The sequence below is a fragment of the Duganella violaceipulchra genome (genome assembly GCF_019166075.1).
Taxonomy (GTDB): domain Bacteria; phylum Pseudomonadota; class Gammaproteobacteria; order Burkholderiales; family Burkholderiaceae_D; genus Rugamonas; species Rugamonas violaceipulchra.
Genome location: NZ_JAHTGR010000024.1, coordinates 57,537 through 78,769 on the forward strand (window position 1 = coordinate 57,537; position 21,233 = coordinate 78,769).

Genomic DNA, 21,233 nt, shown 5'->3' on the forward strand with positions numbered 1-21,233 from the left:
CTGCGCGACATTACCGGTCCGGAGCGCGTACATTGGTAGCGTGACGCCAGCCATCAGGGAGGTAGCCGTGCCGACCAAGTACATCGACGACTATGAAGTGGAGATATCAGCGGAACGGCTGGAGGGCTGCAAGCTGTGGGGCGCCTATGTGGCCGTGTTCGCGCCGTCGGCCACGCCCATGCATCGCCTGAACGTGCGCCGCAAACACCGGGTGGCGGTGATACAACAGTTCGAGGACGCGGCCTCGGCCTGCGCAGCCGCGGAAGTGGCGGCGCAGGATATCGTGGCCTCGATCAAGGCCGGCCCGACGGGACGCGCCTAGCGGCGGCGGCCTCTCGCGACCTCGGATGGGCGTCGGCGCGGTCAGGCGACGCTGAAGTTGGCGGGACCAGCCAGGATGGCGTAGCCGTCGTTGTAGAGGCACCACGCGCTGTAGTTGCCGGGGGCAAGTTTGCTGGTGTCGAAGCTGGCGCTGCCGCTGGCGGCGGTGACGTATTGCCAGGCGATGTAGCCACCGCCGGCCGGCGCCGCGCCCGCCTTCCAGATGCCGATCCAGTTGGTGCTGTTGGCCTTGGCCGCCGGCAGCGCATAGTTGAAGTCGATCGCCACGCCCTGCTTGACGCTGCCGGCCGAAGCGGCCAGCTGGTTCACGCTGACCGCGACCGGGCCGCCCAGCGCCACAAACCCGTTCTGGTACAGATACCAGGCGCTGTACTCGCCCACCGCCAGCGTGCCGGTGTTGAGCGACACGCTGCCGCTGAAGTTGGGCGCATACGCCCACTGCACCGCGTTGCCCTTGCCGGGCGAGGTGCCGGCCGCGTACAGGCCGATCCAGTTCTTCGCATCGATCTTGCCCGGCGGCGCCGTGTAGCCGAACACGGCGGCAGCGCCGCGCGTCACATTGGGCGTGCCGGTGTTGAGAAAGATCTTGACGCGATTGCTGCCTATCATCGGATCGGTGTGGCTGGCGCGTCCGGTTTCCACGTGGCCGGCGGCGCGGCGCAGCCATTGCGCATCGGCGTTGCTGGTGACGCTGAAATCGTACCAGCCGAAACTGCCGGACAGATTGCAAGGCACCGACAGGGTCTGGCCGGCGGCCACGCTGTAGCTGGCCACCGCCGCGCCGTAGGCGTTGTCGGTGACGGTGAAGCTGCACGCCTGCGTGCCTTCCAGGTTGGACAGCACCAGGCTGAGGTCGCCGTTGCTGCGGTCATAGCGGGTTTGCAGTTCCGGCCGCGCGCCGCCGGCGATGGCCAGCGCGCCTTTGAACTGGCGCAGATAGCCATTCGCGCCGTGCACGCTGAGGTCGTAGGCAGCGCCGGTCCAGTTCCACGTTTCGTGGGCGATTTCCTTGTCCGCTTCCACCGTGTAGTACCACGGGCCGTCGCCGCGCAGGCTGGAGTACACGATGAAGGCCGCGCCGGCCTGGCCGCTGTTGGCGAAGCTCAGCTCAAACTGCCTGGCGCCGGCCAAGCGGCCCTGCACCGACAATTCATACGGCAGCGCGCAGGCGATGCGCGGGCCGGGCGCGCTGGTGCTGGGCTCCTGCCTCGGCAAGGATTGCACCAGCGGCGGCGTCGGATACGGCTTGCCGGAGACGCGCTGGTAGGCCGCCGTCTTCGGCACGCTGGCCGGCCAGCTGCTGTTGGGCGCGCTGAAATCGAAGGCCGAGGTCAGGTCGCCGCACACGGCGCGGCGCCACGGCGAGATCAGGTCGCACTGCACGTTGGCGCGCGCCTTGCCGCGCCCCGCCACCAGCCACTCTTCCAGGAAGCGGATCTTGGAGGTGTGGTCGAACAGTTGCGAGCACACGCGGCCGCCCTTGCTCCACGGCGAAATCACCAGCATCGGCACGCGCGGTCCCAGGCCCACCGGCACGCCCTGATAGTTTTCATGCGCGCCGATGTCGGCCAGCGTGGTCTTGCCCATGCCGTCGTTGAGCGGCGCGATGTCCGGCGGCACGTGGTCGAAGAAACCGTCGTTTTCGTCGTACATCAACAGGAACACGGTCTTGGACCAGACTTCCGGATTGGCCACCAGCGCGGCCAGCAGGCGCGCCGTGATGTTCTCGCCGGCGTTGGGCGAGTTGGGCGCGTGTTCGGTGTAATCGTTCGGCGAGCAAATCCACGACACTTGCGGCAGGCGATTGTTGCGCACGTCGTCGGCGAAGGCGTTGACCAGCCAGTCGCCGGTGGTGCCGGTGGAGTTGGCGGCGGTGGAACCGGGCGCCAGCGTGCGCGCCTTCTGGTACAAGGGCGCGTTGGGGCTCAGATGGCTGCCGTCGGGGTTGACACGGAAGTTCTTGAAGTAGGCCAGGTAGTTATCGCCGTAGTTGTCCCATTCCTGATACACCTTCCAGCTGACCTGGTTCGCCTCCAGCACTTCGGCGTAGGTGCGCCAGTTGGGCGCGCTGGCGGTGACGCCGGCGCTGACGTTGTCCCCGGCCGGGTCGCCATTGTAGTAGCCGGCCGCGCTGATGTTGTACAGGCTGCCCATCGAGCCCAGCCAGCTCTGGTTGCTGCCGGTGAGCGAGTACATGCGGTTGGGATCGGTGGCGCCGAAGATCGAGCAGTGATAGGCGTCGCAGATGGTGAAGGCGTCGGCCAGCGCGTAGTAGAACGGCAGGTCGCCGCGGTCGAAATAGCCCATCGTCTGCGGAGTCTTTTGCTTGACCCAGGCGTCCCAGCCCTGCCAGGTGGCTTGCGAGCCCTTCCACGAGTGGTTGGTGCCGACCGACAGCGCGCTGGTGTTCTTGGCGTCGAAATGGAAGGGCAGCACATAGCCGCCGGTGCCGTCCGGCTGGTACCAGACCGGGCGGCCGTCCGGCAGGTCGATGGCGCGCGGATCGTCGAAGCCGCGCACGCCCGGCAAGGTGCCGAAGTAATGGTCGAAGGACCGGTTCTCCTGCATGAAGATGACCACATGTTCGACGTCGGCCAGGGTGCCGGTGACGTTATTGGCGGGCACGGCCAGCGCCTGACGGATCAGGTCGGGGAACATGGAGGTGGCGGTCGCGCCGGCGCCGGCGGCGTAGCGGAGGAATTTGCGGCGGCTGATGGTCATCGGCTGGGCTCTCATATGCAAGGGAGCGGTAAGGATAACGAGCAAATATGACAACGTGGTTGCACATAGCTGATAAAAATTCATTAAGCGGCGCTCAATGTTGCTGACATCGCCGATAGCCCCGCCAGCTCAATAGCTGAAAACTCGTTTCACATTGCAAAATTCCGGTCGAAATCGTGACGACGCTTTTAGCTCACCTTTTGAAAATTCGTTTCACATCCCGAAAATCAATACTCAAGTCATTGAAAAATAAGAGATTAAATTTAGTTATATGTCTTATATAAGACCTTGATGCAGTGCACCAGGATGGCCTACTATTTAGTCATGCAGTTTGCTTCAACAAAGACGCAGCGGCTCACTCGACGATTTTCTCAAACTTGCTTTATTTTTAGGAGATACACATGTCCCAATATCAAGACGACATCAAGGCAGTTGCTGGTTTGAAAGAGCAACAAGGCAGCGCCTGGAACGCCATCAATCCCGAGTCGGCCGCCCGCATGCGCGCGCAGAACAAATTCAAGACCGGCCTGGACATCGCCAAGTACACCGCCAAGATCATGCGCGCCGACATGGCCGCCTACGATGCGGACCCATCCAAGTACACCCAGTCGCTGGGTTGCTGGCACGGTTTCATCGGTCAGCAGAAGATGATCTCGATCAAGAAGCACTTCAACAGCACCGACCGCCGCTACCTCTACCTGTCGGGCTGGATGGTTGCCGCGCTGCGCTCCGAGTTCGGCCCGCTGCCTGACCAGTCGATGCACGAAAAGACCGCCGTCTCGGCGCTGATCAAAGAGCTGTACACCTTCCTGCGCCAGGCCGACGCCCGCGAACTGGGCGGCCTGTTCCGCCAGCTGGACGCCGCCGAAGGTCCTGCCAAGGCAGCGATCCAGTCGCAGATCGACAACCACGTCACCCACGTCGTGCCTATCATCGCCGACATCGACGCCGGTTTCGGCAACGCCGAAGCGACCTACCTGCTGGCCAAGCAATTCATCGAAGCCGGCGCCTGCTGCATCCAGGTTGAGAACCAGGTGTCGGACGAGAAGCAATGCGGTCACCAGGACGGCAAGGTCACCGTGCCGCACGAAGACTTCCTGGCCAAGATCCGCGCGATCCGCTACGCCTTCCTGGAACTGGGCGTGGACGACGGCATCATCGTCGCCCGTACCGACTCGCTGGGCGCAGGCCTGACCAAGCAGATCGCCGTGACCAACACGCCAGGCGACCTGGGCGACCAGTACAACGCCTTCCTCGATTGCGAAGAAGTGTCGGCCGACGCGCTGGGCAACGGCGACGTCATCATCAAACGCGAAGGCAAGCTGCTGCGTCCTAAGCGCCTGCCAAGCAACCTGTTCCAGTTCCGCGCCGACACCGGTGAAGCGCGCTGCGTACTCGACAGCATCACCTCGCTGCAAAACGGCGCCGACCTGCTGTGGATCGAAACCGAAAAACCGCATATCGCCCAGATCGGCGGCATGGTCAGCGAAATCCGCAAGGTCATCCCGAACGCCAAGCTGGTGTACAACAACAGCCCATCGTTCAACTGGACGCTGAACTTCCGCCAGCAGGTGTACGACGCGATGAAGGCCGCAGGCAAGGATGTATCGGCCTACGAGCGCGCCCAGCTGATGAGCGTGGAATACGACACGACCGAACTGGCGATCACCGCCGATGAAAAGATCCGCACCTTCCAGGCTGACGCAGCCCGCGAAGCCGGCATCTTCCATCACCTGATCACGCTGCCGACCTACCACACCGCTGCGCTGTCGACCGACAACCTGGCCAAGGAATACTTCGGCGACCAGGGCATGCTGGGCTACGTGGCTGGCGTACAGCGCAAAGAGATCCGTCAAGGCATCGCTTGCGTCAAGCACCAGAACATGTCCGGCTCGGACATCGGCGACGACCACAAAGATTACTTCAGCGGCGAAGCAGCCCTGAAGGCCGCCGGTAAAGACAACACGATGAACCAGTTCTAATCAAGGTTCCGGTGTCACAAGAAAGCTCGCTTCGGCGAGCTTTTCTTATTGGTGAAACCTCAGGCAGGAATGCGCTCCACTGGTAATGAGCGAACAGATGGGAGACCAGCATGGCTACTCTGAAAAACATTGTCGAGCACCCAAGCCTTTCCGCCACGCCCGAGCCATCAGCCCTGCCACTCGTCCCAATGGATGCAAAGCGCCGTCGGCTGGTCGCAGCCCTCAGGGGACGGGGTCAGTTCCGGCATCGCGCCATGGCCGCTGCGGGGCACGATGCCGGAACTGACCCTGCCGTCCCTGCCGTTCCTATCTAGCGGCCGTAGTGCTTAGTAGATTGGGAATGCGAAACGGGTAAAACGCCTACTCAGCCCAGTTCGAAACTAGTGATGCCGTACTGCCTGTCCATGCTGATGGCAAGCGCCTTTTGCGTGTACATGCGCGCAGTCTCAAAGCAGCGCTGCATCTGATGACGCTCGGCCAACGCAACGGCAGCCGGGTTCAGTTCAGGCACATCAAGAAACACCGGCACCTCCGGCGCCAGCTTGCCCAGCACGCTCGCAAACAATTGCTCCGCCACGGCCGGCGTATCGGCAAACAACGGGCCAACCTTGTAACCCGTGCGACACGGCCGCGCCACCGCGTAGCCAGCCAGCCCCTGCGCCCCCACGATGCCAAGCGCGATATGCTGCCGCTGCCCTACCCATTCGCGCAGGAAGCGGTCGCGCTCCTCGGGAAAGAAGCTGCGATCGTAGCGACGGATTTCCTCATCACCCAGCGCGGAAAGCGGTATCGCAGGGCACGCATCCATCGGCCGCCCAGTCCCCCGCCCTTCGTATCGGAAATTGCGGTGCGCGAGCCGGAAGCCAGACCTGGCATAGTTGGCCTGCTGCGCCAGCACGCCGTCGAGCCCGACGTTGCGGCCGGCCAGCCGCGCCATCGCAGCCTGCCACAACGCCCAACCATGCCCACGGCCGCGCCAGGCCGGCTTGACGATGTAGCCGCCGATGAAGCCAAAACTATCGCCATACTTGACCGCAAAAATACTCGCGACCAGCTCACCATCCATCACCCCGACCAGGAATCCTCCAGGGTCGGCGGCATAAAAACATGCGGCATCATGCAGGCCGGGATTCCAGCCCTCGGCCTCCGCCCAGCCCAGCACGACCTCAAGTTCAGCCTCGCTCATCTGACGTATTTCCAGCGGTGATGCAACCATGTTCAGCTCCCGATCGGCGACATGCAATTCTAGCGCGCCATCGATTCCTGCGCTGGCTCAAATCGCGCCCCCACATCCAAACAATAATGTATCACTAGCGCCTGCTACGGGAGAATTTGTCATGGAACATCCCACCGAAGAAATCGTCGACTCGACCAGGCTGCGCGACATCCGCAAGCTCGTCGAGGCCAACAATCAATCCTCGCTCAGCAGCGACATCATCATCTGCCAGATCTACATGGAATCACGATTCGACAAAAACGCCCACGCTCAAGGCAGCTCGGCCAGGGGACTCATGCAATTGCTGAAAGCCCCGGTTCGCGAACTGGCGCGCCTGGCCAATCTCGCCAAGGCACCCAGGGAGCGCCGCCCGGAGACCGAACTCTATCGCGAAGCCGACGCCTTCCACGACAGCCCGGAGTTTGTCGACGAAGCCACCAACATCCGAACCGGCACCGCATATCTGCAAGCGTTGATTAAGAAAAACACGGCGGCCGGCGCGAAATTCCCCATCGTCGAGGCCTTCAAGGACTATCGCGGCATCCGGAACGGACTGTACTTCAGCAAGATCCAGGCGGCCGCAGACAAGCTGGCCGCAAGCCCAAACTCCATGCAGATCCTGTGGGACATGGTCCAATGAGGTTGACCATCGGCTTGCTGCTGGCATTGCCGACATCAACGCCGCATGCAGCCGAGTTGATCAGGGCTTGCGACATTGGAACGCGCGTCGCCATTGTCAGGGACTACCCAATGGCGGACACGCATATCTACTACCTGCGGCAGAACGGCAAGCGCACGCCGCTGTTCGGTGAACCAGAACAGTCCAGGGGTTCGGCGGTCCTGGCTGAATGCGTCGGCAAGAAAATCCGTGCGCTGGTCGTATTGGGCGCATTCACCGCCAACTTCCTGCAGGGCTTTGTGCTCACCTATCGCCCGGAATCAGGCGTGCCCGAGCGTATGGACTTTGCCGAAAAAAACCGTCCACAGTGGCTGTATCTGAGCGCGCACGAGATCATCGTGATTATCCCGACATACGGTTACGGCGAGACCAGCTCCAAATATGCCGCGTATCACCACGTGCCAGGCCGAACCGATCTGGACCGGACGGACGGCATCAATCAGCTTCCATCGCCGACGGGATTTGAAGTGGTGGACTTGCGAACTCAAGCCTTACCGGCAAAGGCCCTGCGCAACCAGAACGCGGCGGCGGCGGCAATCAACACCACGACGATCAGCGAAGCCTCCACACCGAATACGCCGCCGGTCAACAAGGCATCGCCCACCAGCTCGCCGCGCAGCAAGCCATCGGTGGCCGCGTGGCCCGAGACGGTCGACGAGAACACAGTACTGACGCAGTAGTTCCATGCGATGTGAGTACCGATGCAGATCCACAAGCGACGCGTCTTCATGTGGAGCGCCGCCTGCAACACGCCATACGCGGCAAGCGAGGCGATCGCCAGTACCGAGACACCCTCATTCGGCAAATGGCCCAGACTGAACAGCAACGCCGAAATCACGACGGCAGGTTTGCTGCCCAGCGAGCGTTCGATCACGCCAAAGATCACGCCGCGGAACATCATCTCCTCGGCCATCCCCACCAACACCAGCTCGGCCAGCGGCAACAGCATCGCAAAGCTCGGCGCGTTGACGCCGCCGAACCGGTAAGCGCCAAGCACAGCCAACACAGCAAAGCTGGACAGCACCAGCCCCGCGCCGATCAGCAAGCCAACGCCCACTTCACGCGCCATGCCCTGCGTCGCCAGTTCAGTCGGTTGGCGTTTTTCAATCCGGCGTACATAAAAGCGATACCCGAACCATACGAACACAGCAGCCAACAACTGCGGCCACGCGACGCGGTACGGCTTGGCGACCAGTTGCGCGGCGACGATCATCGTCAACGGCATTGCGGCAAACGTCAGCACCAGGCCGAGCACAATGCGCACCACGGGATGGGCCATCAGGCGCGAGGCCAGGGTCGGTTTGTTCGTTGCCATGTTCAGAGTAGTTTCCATAATCGCTTTCTTCAGGGAGTTAGACGTACTTTCTTGCTTGCTGCGCGAATGCGATCGCCGAACGAGCGTTGTTCCAGCACGGCGATGGCTTGAGCCAGACACTCGGACAATGGAAACGCCAGCTCCGCATCCAGGCTGTCTGCCGCATGCTTGGTGGCCTGCCAGCACGCCTGCAAGTGCGGCAACAAGGCCTGGCCCTGCTTGCTGAGTCGCACCACGCGCTGCCGTCCATCGTCGTCGCTGGCAGCCACCAGCAGCAGGCCTTCCTTCTTCATCAGCGCCACCGTTTGCGTGGCCGCAGGCTGCGTGATGCCGGCCAGTTCGGCCAGCTCGCCGACGGTCGCCGTTTTCTGCTGCGCCAATACCTTCATCACCGGGGTGTAGCGCGGCCGGTAATCGAGGCCCGCGTCGGCATAGGCTTGCTGCACCGCGCCGTCGAGCAGTTCGATCAGATGTCTGAGTTGGGTTCCGAGTCCTTGTTTCATGTGGCGATAGTAGCACCAATTGCATAAGCACTTATATAAATTTTTGAAAATAGTTTGGTTCGTTTTGTCGAACCCAACCCTGCCGTTCGTCGTGAGAATGAAGACCGTTCTAGACAAGGGAGAAAACCATGCCGCAATTTTTAGTCGCTATACACGACCCCGATGACTTCGACCCGGACACCGCCGAAAACCAGGTCAGGACTCATTTTTTCCATTTTCTCGACACCTGAATAATTAACTCTCCTCGCAATTGAAATTACTAAACCTGAATTAAACTCGACACCCTCAGCTGAAATTATATATTCGGCAACACACCATGAATTTCACACATAGTCACATCAAGAAAATATTGCCCATGGCAAATCAACAGCCAAAGTCAACTACGGCAAATATCGCCCGCTGGACGCTTGCAAAATATAAGCTGACGTAAAAATGCAAATGTGATTATTTGTGCAATTTGCCGCTAGCAACCTAAGGTAAATTACTGTTATTTTTGTATACATCATCGACAGTTCCGTCAGCGGAACAGGGCCACGGAGAAATATGTCACCTTACGCCAAGGCACTATTTTCTTATCACGACGGGAATCGGGCCGCCATGCTCACCATGACCAGGAATGACGGCGTGGCAAGCTCCATTCCGGTCAGTCGCCTCTATGAAGGCAGTGACTTTACGGACTGGGAGAACATGGCCTTGTCCCGGTGCAGTGGAAAGGTTCTGGACGCCGGGGCGGGCGCGGGACGCCATGCCGTCACATTGCGCGCGCGAGGCCTCGACGTGGTCGCGGTCGACATCGACCCGGCACTGGCCGAACTCTTGACGGCGCGCGGCCTGGACCACGTCGTCACGGCCGATGCGCTCGCCAGCACCGGGGAGCGTTTTGACACGGTGCTCATGCTGATGAACGGCATAGGCATGACTGGCACGCCCGCCCGCCTGGACGACTTCCTGCTGCGCCTGCCAGCGATGCTGCAGGACGGCGGACAGCTGCTATGCGATTCCGTCGACATTCTGGCGAGCAACGATCCTGTCCGCTACGAATACGGCCGCGCCAACCAGGCGGCTGGCCGCTCGCCCGGACAGCACGTCTACACGATTTCCTACGCCGGGGAGGAAGGGCCACCCTTCGAGTGGCTGCATTTGTCGCCCGGGCTGCTGGCCGAACATTGCATCAAGGCAGGTTTGGCGATGGAGTTGCTATATAAAGCAGACAACGGCCATTTCCTCGCCCGAATAACTATATTTTAAATAGTTTGTTTTTGATACTCACCAAATCTCTCATTGCATAAACTAAGTAAATATTAATATGAGATTTGACAAAAACCATAATTAATATTGTGCTATTCTAAGCTTGAATTCCCAACGGACGAATCATCGCATTCGGCGCGGGCGTTCATTCTTTAATTAATGGAGGCCTCAAATGAAATTGAATAAAACCTTGAAATTTGATACGTCGCTTGACATTAAATCCCAGCTACTCAAGGCGTCGGCGCAATCGGCGGGTATCGAAACATCCTACCGGCCCTGGAATGCGGCGTTCGTCTCCTGCCACACCCCCGTCGTGGCACCGGCAAAAAGGAGCTGACATGCACACCTTCATGCTCACCACGAAATACCCCGCCGGCTTGCTGGAAAGCACCGAATTTCTCGGCAAGGAAAACGCCGCACGCGAGGCCTACCGCGCAACCACGCCGACGTTCGAGATTTTGTCCAGCTACAAGATCGGCAGCGACACCACGATCGACTTCGTGCAGGCGGCCAGCCACGCTGAAGCCACCAAGGGCGCCAATGCGATTGCAGAGGCCACCGATACCCAGGTCCAGCTCGCCGAGGTCTCCACCTTCAACGCCCATATGAACAAGTTGCGTAGTCAGCGCTAGCAGGCAGGCCCGGGGGTTTGACACAGGCGCAGTGCGCACCTGAAGCACCCGGGTTTCCATCGCTTTTACTGGGAGAAGAATCCGATGCCGAAGCTGCAAGTGAGTATGGAAAAAGAGCACCTGTCCGACGCCGCCTGCAGGCACTACACCGGCACGGTCTATTCGGATCATGCCACCGCGGAATTGCTGGAGGCGGTAAGAGAGCTCGTCAATGACGACCTGCCGCATTACACCCGATGCCTGACCCAAGCGGTCGATAACGTCCAGCCTGTATTCATGCGCAAGCGTTACGCGGAATTCTTCTGGCATTGCTCCACCACGGTGCGCGGTTATCTGGAAAACGTCATTGCCGCCAGCAGTACCGGCGAAGGCGAAGGCGCCCTGAAGCTGTTCGACCTGTGGCGAAGCATCGACTACAACAACGACATGGCCGACCAGGTGCTGCGCCACGCGCAGGATGAGGCACGCCATGCGCGGATGTTCCTGCGCATGGCCAACGCCATGACGCCGGGATGCATTGCGCCCGCCGAGCTGGCAGTGCGGGAATCGACCCTGCCCCCGCTGGGCGTGCCGGAACTGTCCTCGCGCGCCAGCGTGCCCGAGCACCACCTGATCGACCATCTGGTGCAGATGAACATCGGCGAAATTCGTACGCGACTGCATATGCACCTGTTCGCGCCGATTGTGTTCAACCTCGCGCCGGACTCTGGCCGAAAGCTGGTTCGCGGCACGCTCGAAGCGCTCGCCGACGACGAGCTTCGCCACATCGGCTATACCGCGCTGTTGATGGAGCAGTGGGCGCGCGACGGCGATGCCGACCTGATCGCCGGCCTGTATTCCAGCCGCCTGGCGACCTTCAACGCCATCACGGTAGACCATACGGAGGGCGCCATCCGCGCCTACGGCCAGGGCCGCTTCCCCGATCTGCTGGAAATGTAATGGCCCGCCCCCCGATCTCGGACGCCCAGCGCGAACCGGCGCAGATGGCAGGGCTGATCCGCCAGCAAGGCTGGTGCGTGCTGCCCAAGCTGCTGTCCGAAGAAGATGTGATCGCGATCCGGGCAATTGTGCTGAGCGAGGAACGGCGCCAGACACGCGAGCGCGAGGGATGGACGCGCACCAGCATCGGCAGCGCCGATCCGGCCCGCAATCGCTTGTTGTCCAAGGCTGAAAATATCGTGCCGCGTATCGGTCCGCACGCATCCTTCCTGTGCGACCCGCGCTACATGGGCGTGCTGCAAGGCCTGCTGGGCGGCTATGTGCGCGTGTCGAGCGACTTCGGCATTGTCACCTTCCCCGGAAATGAACGCGAGTTCTGGCACGCCGACTGGCCATACAACCAAACGGTGGCCGCCCACCTGCCCATCCCCTATGGCGACACGATCCTGCACTTGGGCAGCCTGGTCATGCTGACCGACTTTACGCTGGAAAACGGCGCCACGCTGGTGGTGCCCGGCTCGCATGCCTGGGGGCGCAATCCCACGGCGGCCGAGTGCCTCGCCGATGCCAGCGCCGTGCACGCCGACGAACAGCAGGTGACGGGCGGCGCCGGCAGCGTGCTGATCTATGACACCCGGCTGTGGCATTCCATCGCGGAAAATCACAGCGCCGCGCCGCGTGTCGCGCTGGCGATCCGCTTTGCGCCATGGTGGCTCAACCTGGAAGTGCGCCGGCCGGGTTCGGTCCAGGCGCGCCTGGTGGAACAAGCCATGCCGGGCCGTCCGACGCCCATCCCGACGCTGTCCCGGCTGGACTTCGAAGCGATGCTGCCGGCCGTCAGGCCTTTGTATGCGCACTGGCTGGACGAACGCGCAGATCTGCCGCTGGTGCCGCCTGCCCCGCAGTCCGCCGGCGCGGTCGATGACGCCCTGCTGTTCGACTTGCGGCACGCCCGTCTCGCTTTGCCGATGACCCAACTGGCCCTGGAACGCGGCCTGTTCGACAATCTCGCGCGCGCCCCTGCCGGCGCGCTCGCCGTGGCGGAATTTCTCGGCTGTTCGGCGCGTGCTGCCGAAGCCATGCTGGCGGTGGTGGCCGCCCTCGGACTGCTGGAGGCGGGAGACGACGGGCGCTTTTCCCTGGCGCCCCAGGCGCGCCACTACATGCTGCCTGAAAGCCCTTACTTCCGGCCAGCCTTGCTCGATCGCGAAGACGATACATTAGGACTTTTGCGGCTGGCGTTTGCACCGGGCCACGATGCGATCACGCCGCTGGCCAGCGACGCCATCGGGCCAGCGCAGCACGCGGGATTGCGCGACGTTACCCTGCGGATGGATGCGCTGGCCCGCCCAGCCGCGCCCGTTCTGGCAGAGCGCGCCCCCTTCGCAGGGCGCAGGCGCCTGCTCGATGTTGGCGGCGGAGGCGGCGCCATGTGCCTGGCCATCGCCGCGCGCCATCCGGGGCTGTCATGCACGCTGCTTGACCGGGAGCCGGTGTGCGCCATCGCCGCCGAGCGCATCGCCAGTAGCGGCCAGGAAGGACGGATACGCACGCTGGCGCGTGACATGCTTCGCGAACCCTTGCCAGAAGGCCAGGACGCCATCCTGTTCGCCAACATCTTTCACAACTGGGATCCGGCAACCTGCTCCGCACTGGCCCGCAAGGCTTTCGATGCGCTGGAACCGGGCGGCGTCGTGGTGCTGTACGAAGTCCTGCTGAACCCGCGCAAGGACGGTCCCCTGGCCGCCGCGTGCTTCTCCGTCACGATGCTGCTCTCCCATCGCGGCAAGCAATATACGTTCGCTGAACTGGAGGCAATGCTGGGCCATTGCGGCTTTATCGAATGCCGGGCCGAACCGGTCTTCGGCAGATATCACATGATCTGCGCCACCAAGCCGGAGTTCGCATGAAAATGGAAAACGCGGGGCCGTGGTGTTGGGCCGGCAAAGGGAGCGCACCGTCATGGGCGGGGCCGCCGGCCAGCGTCTGGTCCGGCGGCCCCGCCACGGTATTGCGTTACACCGGCGGCGAGGCGGCCGAACTGGGCGACAGCTGGCTGGTATTTTCCGGCGCCATCCACAACCGCGCAGCGCTTGCGCAAGCCGGTGCGCAGCACCAGCAAACAAGCGACGCGCGGCGGTTGTTGTCACTACTGGACGAGTTCGGTATCGATGCCCTCGAACAAGTCAATGGCATGTTCGCTTTCGTCTGGTGGGATGCGCGGCGCCGCCGCCTGACCGCCGCGCGCGACCGCTTCGGCATTCAAACCTTGTACTGGCACGCCAGCAACGGCAGCCTGACGCTCGGCCCTAGAATGGCGCCGCTGCTCGACGCTCTGGGTTTGTCGCGCCGGATCGACGACGACAGCGCGATCGATTTTCTGGTCAACGGCTTTACCGATCAGGACGAACGCACCATGTTTGCCAACGTGCGGCAACTGCCGGCCGCCACGCTGCTGGAATGGGACCCCGCCAGCGGGCGGACCAACCTGCGCAACTGGTACCGCCTGGCGGCGCCGGGCGGCAATCAGCTGTCGGAACCGGAGGCGGTCGAGCAGTTCCGCAGCCTGCTTGCGGATGCCGTGCGTCTGCGTTCGGACGCGCGGCAACGGCCCGCACTGATGCTGTCGGCAGGGATAGACAGTTCGCTGATCGCCGGACTGCTGGCCGCCCACAACCCTACCGAGCCCATGCCGACGTACAAGACCTATTTCGACAGCGCGGCGCACGATTTGCGTTCCCATGTGGATGCCGTGTTGACGAAGACCAGGGCGGTGCACGGCGCAGCCATGATTTCGGCGACAGACCTGTTCGACCACCGGGATGCCATCCTGGCGGCGCTGGAACAACCCTATGAGCGTTCCATTGTCGCGGCGCACTGGGTCTTGTGCCAGCGTATGGCGGAGGACGGCGTCACCGCCACCCTTGACGGCGTGGGCGCGGACGAGCAACTGGGCGGGTACAGGGTCTTCCAATCGAGCCTGTTGGCCTTCCAGCGCGGCGAAAAGCCGCCGGGCCTGGCCATGGTCGGCGCCTCGCGGCCACCGCAAGTGCTGGAGCCGGACGCCAACCTGGACGCACTCTACGCCTGGCTGCCTTCGGACATCCGCGCAGCTGCCGCGCGCCGCATCCGCGCCGAGACGGACCAAGGCATCGACTCGTTCGGCCAGATGTGCCGCCACCATATGCAGCAAGGCGCGCTGCCAATGCTGCTGCGCTTCAATCGGGACGTGGGCCGCGCATTCGGGCAGGTCTCCATGTCGCCCTTCATGGACCATCGCCTGGTGGAATATTCCATCGGCTTAAACGACGGCATGAAGTATTCCGGCGGGCGTTCCAAGTACATCTTGCGGCGCGCGGCGGCAGGCTTGGTGCCCGAGGCGATCATCCATCACGACAACAAGACCAGCTACCTGGACATCGAGGTAGCCTGGCTGGGCGGACCGGGCCTGGCGCGCCTGCGAGAAGGCGTACGCCAGGCGATCGGCAGCCTGCCACGGCTGTTGTCGCCCGCCGTACCCGAGGGGCCGCTGGACAAGTACACCATCCTGCGCATGTGGCGCATCGACTGCCTGGGCGCATGGGCCCGCCTGTACAGTGCGCAAGGCTGACCGACAAGGAGCCTTGGCCGCCATGGACAGCCTGGTGCTGGTCTATGACGCCGACTGCCCCTTCTGCGCCGACTTCGTCGCCTTGACGCGCCTGCGGCAAAGTGTCGGCAAGGTCGACCTGGTCAACGCGCGCCAGGGCGGGCCGGTGGTCGACGCGGTGCGCGCGGCCGGCTACGACCTGAACACCGGGATGGTGCTGAACTATCAAGGCAATTTTTATCACGGCGCCGAATGCCTGCACATGCTGGCGCTGCTGAGCGCGCAATCGGATGGTTTTAATCGCACGCTGGCCTGGCTGTTCCGCTCGCAGCTGTTCTGCCGATGCGCCTACCCGCTGCTACGGACAGGCAGGCGCATTGTTCTCGCGATCAAAGGCATGGAAAAATTGAACTGAGCAAGGCACAAGGAGAACGGCATGGCAACGCTTCAATGGTACGACTTGCTGGTTCGGTTGATCGTCACATCGATCCTGGTCCACGACGCCTTGTATGTCTGCCGCGACGGCAAGGACTACCTGCTCAGTTGCATCCTTCCCACCTTCGGCTTGCATCTGTCATCGGCCGGCAAGCTTGCCGTCCACGCTGGCTTGCTGCTGGCCTGCGTGGCGATCTTCTGCTCGCCCCAGACGACCTATCTCTATCCTGTGTGCCTGGTCTTTCTATCGTTGAAGATCGCCAGCTATTCGCTGCGGCTGGCAAATCATATGATCTTTGCCTGGTTCCTGTTGCTGCTGCTTTGCATCGCCGCTGCGCGTGCCGGTGGAGCGGCCACCATTGTTGCTGAAGTGCCAATGGTGGCGCAGGGCGTGCAGGCAATGGTGCTGGTCCTGTACTTCTTCGCCTTTTTCCATAAGCTGAACCGGGAATACTTCCAGGCCGACGTCAGCTGCGCCACGGCCCTGGTGGATTTTTTCTGCTGGGATCGCAAGATTACACATCCAAGACTGCTCCACTTCTATCGCAATTTTGGCATCTACGGCACGGTGATCCTCGAAGGCCTTATTCCGCTGATGCTTTATTTCAACGACGCCCGAGGCCCTGGCCTGATCATCGCCGTCATCTTCCACTTCATCCTGGCCTTGATGGGCATCGTCAATTTTTCGATGTTCATGTATGCGGGGCTGTTTGCCTTTGTCGCACCAGCCACCTATCACAGCGCCTTGCTGGCCTGGTCGTCAGCGAATGCCGGCATGCTGGCCACTGCCAGCCTGGGCGTGTTGCTGATCGTCTGGCGTTGGACACCCCGCAACGCGGCAACGCATTGCTCGTATGTGTATCGCAAGCCCGCGTGGCTGATCCAGTCTGCATTCGGCGTCTTGACGGCATGCTTCCTGTTCCTTTGCCTGTTCGTGTTGCAGGACGCACCGACGGCGCCGCGGCCATGGGAGGCTGTGCCGGACAGCGAACGCTTGATCCTCACCGTACTGCTGGCTGCCTTTATTTTGAACGGAATCGGACCTTACCTTGGGTATAAGACGGAGTTCAGTTTTGCGATGTTCAGCAACCTGCGGCTGACGCCCTGGAGTCATTTGGTGGTTCCGGCGGGCTGGCGAATTGTCCGGCAGCCGCAATATGTGGAAGTGAAGTCCATTTCCGGCTTACCCACAAGCGCGGCGGTACAGGGGAATCGCGCGGCGATGCTGGCCTTGCACGTGCTATCCCGGCCATCGGAATTCCTTTACTCGCGCTATTTCTTCCGCGAGGCGCTGCGTGCGCTCCACTCTTCGGTGTCACCGGCGCCACAGATCAATGTCAGTTTCGTCGAGCTGGGCGAACAACACGAAATGACCGGGTTCGAACCGGAAAAGCTAGGCTTTTGCTTGCCGGTGAACCGCTATCCCTTTGTTATGCCGCGCGCATCTAATGTGCGGCATTCGGAACAGGGATCGATCGTGCCGGTGGGAAGTACCAGACAATTATTCTGACTGTCAACTGCGTGCTTGCTTTTCCTGCACGTGGTGCGATCTACATTTGGGACCAGCCGGTCTCTGTCAGTTCGGCCGCAGTTCCGGTATCATTCGGCATGAATACGATTTCTTTCCAACCGTTTATTATTGGCGTCGCAGGCGGTAGCGGCAGTGGCAAGTCCACGGTGTCCCAGAAAGTGCTGGCGGCGTTCGGCGCTGATATGGTCTCGGTCGTGATGCAGGACGACTACTACTGCGACCAAACCCATCTCTCCCCTGAAGTCCGCCCCCAGCAGAACTACGACCATCCGCAGGCTTTCGAATGGTCACTGCTTGTGCAACATATCCAGGCCTTGCGCAATGGCGAATCGATCGAGATGCCAGAGTACGACTTCACGCTGCACAACCGCTCCGACCGGACCATTCCGGTCAAGCCAGCCCCGGTGATCGTGATCGAAGGCCTGTTTGCCCTGTACGACGCGGCCTTGTGCGACATGATGTCGCTGAAGATCTATGTCGACACCGCCTCCGACATCCGCTTCATCCGCCGTATGCAACGGGATATCACCGAACGCGGCCGCTCGGTGGAAAGTGTCGTCGGCCAGTATCTGGAAACCGTGCGCCCGATGCACAAGCAGTTCATCGAGCCAACCAAGCGCAACGCCGACATCATCATTCCGCATGGCGCCAATGGCCCGGCGGTCGACATGATCACCACCAAGGTGGCGAGCGTTATCGACCAGCTGAAGCGGCCCTGAATTTATCGGCGCGGGTCCTGGGCGACGAAATCAATGTGGCCGCCCAGTCCCGCATCATTCTGATCACAATTCCTCAGTCGAACTTGACCAAGTCTTTAAAGATCAGCTGACCCCAGCTGTTTCCGTGCGCCTGCACAAGCAGCCCACCGCCCGAAAGCCCGCCCAGTTTGATCGGCGAGAAACCAAGGTTTCCCGCAATCGCAGCAACCTCCGCCGCTGCGCCGTCATTCCCAGTTCCTCAAGCGGCACTCCGTAGGCGTTGGTCACTTCGACGATGGTCTTCCCCTCCGACGTCGGCAGCGCCTTCGCGACATACCGGTGCGACTCGAAGCACACAGCCAAAAAGACGACGTAGGCCTTGACCGCTTCCGCCAGCGTCTTGGGAATGATCCCGGGGCCGATCGCGGCGGCGGTGGAAGCAAAGCTTTCCGGGGCGCGCGTGGTGGCGACGGATACTTCGATGCCGCTTCGGGCAAATGCCTTGGCAAGCGCCTGGCCGAGCTTGCCGAAGCCGATAATTGCGTAGCTCATCGTTTTTCCTTTGGCTGAGCACGCCCTGCCGGCTCTGCATATCGAATGGAGCGACCGGCCGGGCGTAGCGCGTCAGATTTGCGCCAGGCCGCCGTCGGCGGCGACTTCGCTGGCGGTCATGAAGCTGCTGTCGGCCGACGCGAGAAAGGCAGCCACCGCTCCGATCTCCGCCGGATCGGCCATGCGCTTGAGCGGAGTCATCGCGGCGAACACCTTCATGCCTTCCTCGCCCACCGCTGCCTTCGCCAGTTCGGTCGCGGTCGGCCCTGGCGACAGCACGTTTACCCGGATGCCGGTGCCCTTCAGGTCCTCCGCCCAGGACCGCGCGAGATTGCGCACCGCCGCCTTGCTCGCGCTGTAGGCGCTGAATGCCGGGGCGCCCGTGGTGCCGGCGCTCGATCCGGTCAGGATGATCGAACCGCCCTCGCCCATCAACGGCAGCGCCTTCTGAACCGTGAAGATCAAACCCTTCACATTGGTGTCGAAGGTTTCGTCTATGTGCTCGGCGGTGATCTTGCCGAGCGGAAGCAGGCTACCCACCCCGGCATTGGCGAGGACGATGTCGAGGGTTCCGCGCTCGGCCTTCACCGCCGCGTAGAGTCGGTCGAGGTCGGCCTCATCGGTGACCGAGCCCTTCACCGCGCGGGCGTTGGGCCCGAGGTCGGCCACGGCGGCGTCGAGCGCTTCCTGTCGGCGGCCGAAGATGTAGACGAAGGCCCCCTCTTCGATGAAGCGCTTGGCCGCTGCGCGGCCGATGCCGGTAGCGCCGCCGGTGATCACGGCGGTCTTTCCATTCAGTCTGGTCATGACTTGTCTCTTTCCTTGGTTAGGAAGCAGGAGTCTGCTTGCTTGAATAGAGTATGGAGTTCAGGTAACCTAAGCACAAGTATGCACTTTTAGGTAACCACAAAATAATGACGACTCCTACTCCAACCTGCGGCATCGTCGGTACCGGCGACTTCTCCTGCGGGCTCGACGCCACGCTCCGCATCATCTCGGGCAAGTGGAAACCACTGATCCTGTTTTTCCTGCGCGACGGTCCGAAGCGTTACAGCGAACTCAAACGCTTGATTTCGGGCGTCAGCAACAAGGTGCTGATCCAGCAATTGAAGGATCTGGAGGCCGACCGCATGCTGGTGCGGACCGACTACAAGGAGGTGCCGCCACGCGTGGACTACGCGCTGGCGCCGCTTGGCCGTAGCTTGGCTGAGGCTATCGTCCCGCTTTGTACTTGGGGAACCGAACATATGACGGAGATGGCGAGCATCGTCGCCAAGCGCGATACTTTGGCGTAGCCAACGATGTAAAGAGGCGGCTTTGAGGTTGTGCGATGCTTTGGGGAATAGTGCTCTGCGGAATTTGCGCTGCGCGCGGCGCCTCCGGCGCGCCACCGCAAAGCGGTGGCAGATGGACGATTCGGAGAGGCTCGCCCCTGCAGGGGCGATGCCTTCGAATCCCCGATAGGCTATGAACTCATTTCAGGGGTCAATAAGGGGAAGCGAGGGGCATGTTTGCTAGGGTGGTAGACTTTCCGCCTCCCCGTGATCCCCCTAAAAACCCCGGCGCCAACCCAAAATTTAACCCAATCCTCCCCGCCTACAGTTGCCCCAGCCTTGGCAGACTGAACAGATTCTATCAGAAGCGCGTCCACCGCTTCGAGGGTGAACAGGCAAGAAAGCTATGTTCCACCAAATTTTTCTACACATTTCTACACACTGATATTTTTGTGTGTATAATTACACACATCAACATTCGGGAGGCAAATGAACTCAAGTAGATTGATCCGAATGCTGGAAGAGGATGGCTGGAAATTAGTACGAATCAAAGGTAGCCACCACCACTTCAAACACGCTGAAAAGTCCGGTCTTGTAACGGTGCCTCACCCGAAAAAAGACCTGCCAATTGGAACGTGGAACAGCATATTGAAGGACGCAGGACTGAAGTAAGCGCAGGACTGAAGCAAAACACCCCCAGCATCCGGCAAGATGCTGGGGACTCCTACCAGCGAAAGGCACTCCGAATGTGCACTCGTAAATAGTTAATAGTCACTCTAGTCACTCGTAGATTTGGCCGGACGGAGAAACACAAAACCGGTCAATAAAAAGGGAGCAGCAAATGGATATCCCAGTTGTAATTTTTAAAGATGAAGGTAGCGTGTACGGTGTGAACGTACCCGACATTAGAGGCGTCCACTCGTGGGGCGATACCGTAGAAGATGCGTTGAAAAACGTCAAAGAGGCAATCACCAGTCACATCGAAACTCTTCTGGAGTTGGGCGAGCCTGTGGAGATCACCAAAAGCAAGATCGAAGATCTACAGGGAAATCCTGCACATACCGGTGGCATTTGGGCATTGGTCGATCTCGACCTGGATAAGCTGGATAGCAAGCCAGAACGTATTAACATCAGCCTCCCGCGCTTCGTTCTTAGCAAGATTGATAGGTATGCAGACGCACGCCATGAAACACGCAGCGGCCTGCTGTCGCGTGCCGCATTACAGTTGATTGATGCAGAGTCAAAGTCCCTCGAACCTGCTTAACCGCAGTAAGAACACAAAACACAAGGCCCGCAGTTTAGCGGGCTTTTTTCTTATGGGCAGACGCCTGCACGATTAGCGAAGCCGAGCCCTCACCGGTTCGCAAACAGCGCCGACCCGCATCCGGAGCGTGTCAATGAATTTGAAACACCTTGTTGAATTGGTGAGAGTCTAAATCTCGGTTTTTTAGGCAGCGTTTTTCTCCATTATCGGCGGGTTGATCCATGCAGCTGTCGGCAGTTTCTGTGGTTGCGGCATGCGGTGTTTGAAGCGGTTCGGCGTGCGCTGGAAGGCGCCGGCCAGCGTGGCTTGTCGT

At 61.1% G+C, this 21,233-nt stretch carries 20 protein-coding genes and 1 pseudogene; 15 read left to right on the forward strand and 6 right to left on the reverse strand.

Annotated features, from left to right (window positions below; all coding sequences use genetic code 11):
* Window positions 1-67 precede the first annotated feature (67 nt).
* Window positions 68-322, forward strand: a complete 255-nt coding sequence (locus KVP70_RS29590; RefSeq protein WP_217945967.1) for a hypothetical protein — start codon at window positions 68-70, stop codon at window positions 320-322.
* A 41-nt stretch (window positions 323-363) separates the two neighbouring features.
* On the opposite strand, the gene KVP70_RS29595 is transcribed toward KVP70_RS29590, so the two are convergent.
* The gene (locus tag KVP70_RS29595; RefSeq protein WP_217945968.1) at window positions 364-3,063 is read right to left on the reverse strand and encodes a phosphocholine-specific phospholipase C; all 2,700 of its coding nucleotides are present in this window, start codon (window positions 3,061-3,063) and stop codon (window positions 364-366) included.
* Between the two features lie 401 nt (window positions 3,064-3,464).
* Between KVP70_RS29595 and KVP70_RS29600 the strand changes: the two genes are divergently transcribed.
* Window positions 3,465-5,045, forward strand: a complete 1,581-nt coding sequence (locus KVP70_RS29600; protein ID WP_217945969.1) for an isocitrate lyase — start codon at window positions 3,465-3,467, stop codon at window positions 5,043-5,045.
* 364 nt (window positions 5,046-5,409) lie between these two features.
* On the opposite strand, the gene KVP70_RS29605 is transcribed toward KVP70_RS29600, so the two are convergent.
* Window positions 5,410-6,288 (reverse strand): GNAT family N-acetyltransferase, encoded by an 879-nt coding sequence (locus KVP70_RS29605; protein ID WP_229225179.1) that lies wholly within the window; start codon window positions 6,286-6,288, stop codon window positions 5,410-5,412.
* Between the two features lie 94 nt (window positions 6,289-6,382).
* Between KVP70_RS29605 and KVP70_RS29610 the strand changes: the two genes are divergently transcribed.
* On the forward strand, window positions 6,383-6,901 hold the full coding sequence (locus tag KVP70_RS29610) for a transglycosylase SLT domain-containing protein (RefSeq protein WP_217945970.1): 519 nt from the start codon (window positions 6,383-6,385) through the stop codon (window positions 6,899-6,901).
* 523 nt (window positions 6,902-7,424) lie between these two features.
* Here KVP70_RS29610 and KVP70_RS29615 read toward each other — a convergent pair.
* Both KVP70_RS29615 and KVP70_RS29620 read right to left on the reverse strand, forming a co-directional pair.
* A complete protein-coding gene (locus tag KVP70_RS29615; protein ID WP_229225180.1) occupies window positions 7,425-8,273 on the reverse strand; it encodes a CPBP family intramembrane glutamic endopeptidase in 849 nt (282 codons plus the stop codon).
* A gap of 11 nt (window positions 8,274-8,284) precedes the next feature.
* Window positions 8,285-8,758, reverse strand: coding sequence for a MarR family winged helix-turn-helix transcriptional regulator (locus KVP70_RS29620; RefSeq protein WP_217945971.1), 474 nt, complete (start codon window positions 8,756-8,758; stop codon window positions 8,285-8,287).
* Window positions 8,759-9,355: 597 nt separating this feature from the next.
* On the opposite strand from KVP70_RS29620, the gene KVP70_RS29625 reads away from it, so the two are divergent.
* From KVP70_RS29625 to udk, 9 genes are all read left to right on the forward strand, one after another.
* Window positions 9,356-10,006 carry a class I SAM-dependent methyltransferase gene (locus tag KVP70_RS29625; RefSeq protein ID WP_217945972.1) on the forward strand — a complete coding sequence of 217 codons (651 nt, stop codon included), beginning with the start codon at window positions 9,356-9,358 and terminating at the stop codon, window positions 10,004-10,006.
* Between the two features lie 172 nt (window positions 10,007-10,178).
* Complete coding sequence (locus KVP70_RS29630; RefSeq protein WP_217945973.1) at window positions 10,179-10,343, forward strand: hypothetical protein; 165 nt, start codon at window positions 10,179-10,181, stop codon at window positions 10,341-10,343.
* Window position 10,344: 1 nt separating this feature from the next.
* Entirely contained in the window at window positions 10,345-10,638 is a 294-nt protein-coding gene (locus KVP70_RS29635) for a hypothetical protein (protein ID WP_217945974.1), read from the forward strand.
* An 84-nt stretch (window positions 10,639-10,722) separates the two neighbouring features.
* Window positions 10,723-11,577: a hypothetical protein gene (locus KVP70_RS29640; RefSeq protein ID WP_217945975.1), complete on the forward strand. Its 855-nt coding sequence runs from the start codon at window positions 10,723-10,725 to the stop codon at window positions 11,575-11,577.
* Window positions 11,577-13,487, forward strand: a complete 1,911-nt coding sequence (locus KVP70_RS29645; RefSeq protein WP_217945976.1) for a methyltransferase — start codon at window positions 11,577-11,579, stop codon at window positions 13,485-13,487. The genes KVP70_RS29640 and KVP70_RS29645 overlap by 1 nt, the downstream gene beginning before the upstream one ends.
* Window positions 13,484-15,187, forward strand: a complete 1,704-nt coding sequence (locus KVP70_RS29650; protein WP_217945977.1) for an asparagine synthetase B family protein — start codon at window positions 13,484-13,486, stop codon at window positions 15,185-15,187. Before KVP70_RS29645 ends, KVP70_RS29650 begins: the two co-directional genes overlap by 4 nt.
* A 22-nt stretch (window positions 15,188-15,209) precedes the next feature.
* Window positions 15,210-15,581 (forward strand): DCC1-like thiol-disulfide oxidoreductase family protein, encoded by a 372-nt coding sequence (locus KVP70_RS29655; RefSeq protein ID WP_217945978.1) that lies wholly within the window; start codon window positions 15,210-15,212, stop codon window positions 15,579-15,581.
* A 21-nt stretch (window positions 15,582-15,602) separates the two neighbouring features.
* Entirely contained in the window at window positions 15,603-17,111 is a 1,509-nt protein-coding gene (locus tag KVP70_RS29660; RefSeq protein ID WP_217945979.1) for an HTTM domain-containing protein, read from the forward strand.
* A gap of 98 nt (window positions 17,112-17,209) precedes the next feature.
* Window positions 17,210-17,851 carry a uridine kinase gene (gene udk / locus KVP70_RS29665; RefSeq protein ID WP_217945980.1) on the forward strand — a complete coding sequence of 214 codons (642 nt, stop codon included), beginning with the start codon at window positions 17,210-17,212 and terminating at the stop codon, window positions 17,849-17,851.
* 73 nt (window positions 17,852-17,924) lie between these two features.
* Here the strand turns inward: udk and KVP70_RS29670 are convergent.
* Together KVP70_RS29670 and KVP70_RS29675 are read right to left on the reverse strand one after the other, a co-directional pair.
* Window positions 17,925-18,382, reverse strand: a pseudogene (locus KVP70_RS29670) (NAD(P)-binding domain-containing protein).
* A gap of 72 nt (window positions 18,383-18,454) precedes the next feature.
* Entirely contained in the window at window positions 18,455-19,189 is a 735-nt protein-coding gene (locus KVP70_RS29675) for an SDR family NAD(P)-dependent oxidoreductase (protein WP_217945981.1), read from the reverse strand.
* 107 nt (window positions 19,190-19,296) lie between these two features.
* Between KVP70_RS29675 and KVP70_RS29680 the strand changes: the two genes are divergently transcribed.
* The 3 genes from KVP70_RS29680 to KVP70_RS29690 all read left to right on the forward strand — a co-directional run bounded on the left by KVP70_RS29680 (window position 19,297) and on the right by KVP70_RS29690 (window position 20,920).
* The gene (locus KVP70_RS29680; RefSeq protein WP_217945982.1) at window positions 19,297-19,677 is read left to right on the forward strand and encodes a winged helix-turn-helix transcriptional regulator; all 381 of its coding nucleotides are present in this window, start codon (window positions 19,297-19,299) and stop codon (window positions 19,675-19,677) included.
* Window positions 19,678-20,145: 468 nt separating this feature from the next.
* The gene (locus KVP70_RS29685) at window positions 20,146-20,328 is read left to right on the forward strand and encodes a type II toxin-antitoxin system HicA family toxin (protein ID WP_217945983.1); all 183 of its coding nucleotides are present in this window, start codon (window positions 20,146-20,148) and stop codon (window positions 20,326-20,328) included.
* Window positions 20,329-20,497: 169 nt separating this feature from the next.
* Window positions 20,498-20,920 (forward strand): type II toxin-antitoxin system HicB family antitoxin, encoded by a 423-nt coding sequence (locus KVP70_RS29690; RefSeq protein ID WP_217945984.1) that lies wholly within the window; start codon window positions 20,498-20,500, stop codon window positions 20,918-20,920.
* Window positions 20,921-21,233 lie beyond the last annotated feature (313 nt).